Origin of the sequence: Streptomyces sp. KR55 (genome assembly GCF_052245645.1) — a bacterium.
GTDB lineage: Bacteria > Actinomycetota > Actinomycetes > Streptomycetales > Streptomycetaceae > Streptomyces > Streptomyces flavusporus.
This window is the reverse complement of sequence record NZ_JBQQCE010000928.1, coordinates 1-1,213: the sequence shown is the minus strand read 5'-3', so window position 1 is coordinate 1,213 and position 1,213 is coordinate 1. Positions and strand designations below refer to the sequence as shown.

Here is a 1,213-nt window from a genome sequence, read left to right as displayed (position 1 = left end):
GCACGGCCAGCACCTCGCACGCGGGCAGGCTGACGCCGTACGCCCGCAAGGTCGCGCCGATCAGCGCCTGGTGGCGCCGGGACACCTCGTCGAGGCGGGCGAGGAGTGCCGAGGGAGAGTCCCCGGGTGCGCCGGGCGCGGGCGGAGCCGGGGCGGGTACGGCGGGGGAGGAGGTCGGGGGGACGGCGTCCGGTGGCCCGGGGGTGGTGTCGCCGGGCAGTCGTCCGCGTGTGGTGTCACCGCCGAAGGCGCAGCCGAGCACTTCGGCGAGCGCGGGGGCCAGTTCGGCGGTCGGGACGGACGCCGCCGGTTCGTGCGCGAAGAGATAGCGCTCCATGATCACGCCGAACAGAACGCTGCGGACGAGCGCCGCGCGCACATCGGCGCCGGGGGCGTCGCCCAGCAGCTGCGCCAGCGGCTCGCCGACCTGCTTCACCGCCTCGTCGCACGCCCGTGAGCAGACCCACCGCATCGAACTCGCCGCGGACGCCGATGGCCGCCTCCTCGCCGTGCGCGACCGGATCACGGTGAACTTCGGCGCGTACAACACGACCGGCCTCGTCGTGCCGTACAACTCGCTGTGCCATCTGCTCGGCCCCTACCGGATCCCGAACGTGGACATCGACGTCACCGGCGTTCTCACCAACACCGCGTTCGCCACGCCCTACCGGGGAGCAGGCCGCCCCGAGGCGGTGTTCGCCATGGAACGGGCCATGGACCGGCTGGCCGCCCGCCTCGGGATCGCGCCGGAGGACCTGCGTGCGCGCAATCTCGTGCGGCCCGAGGAGATGCCGTACGCCACCGGCCTCGTGGACCGCTCCGGCAGGCCGCAGTCGTACGACTCCGGGGACTTCCCCGAACTCCTGCGCCGCGCCGTGGCCCGCGCGGACGCGACCGCGGTCCGCGCACGGCAGCGTGAGGGCGCTCGCGACGGACGCCGCGTCGGCATCGGATTCGCGATGTACATCGAGGCCACCGGACTCGGGCCGTTCGAGACCGCCCGCATCGGCATCGCTCCGAACGGCAGGGTGAAGCTCGCCATCGGCGCGCCGTCCCGGGGACAGGGACACCGCACCTCCATGGCCCAGATCACCGCGGACGCCATCGGCGTCCCCTTCGGGTCGATCGACGTGGTCGGCGGCGACACCGACGCCACCCCGTTCGGGGTCGGCACCATCGCCAGCCGGGCCCTGGTCAACGCGGGCAACGCCAC

General features: G+C 74.1%; 2 protein-coding genes. One reads left to right on the top strand and one right to left on the bottom strand.

Going from position 1 to position 1,213, the window contains the following annotated elements:
• Positions 1-436 (bottom strand): TetR/AcrR family transcriptional regulator (locus ACTWQJ_RS51565; protein WP_443313230.1); only part of this gene is annotated, 436 nt, incomplete at its 3' end.
• On the opposite strand from ACTWQJ_RS51565, the gene ACTWQJ_RS51560 reads away from it, so the two are divergent.
• Positions 336-1,213: molybdopterin cofactor-binding domain-containing protein (locus tag ACTWQJ_RS51560; protein WP_443313229.1), on the top strand; the 878-nt coding region annotated here is incomplete at its 3' end. The genes ACTWQJ_RS51565 and ACTWQJ_RS51560 overlap by 101 nt on opposite strands.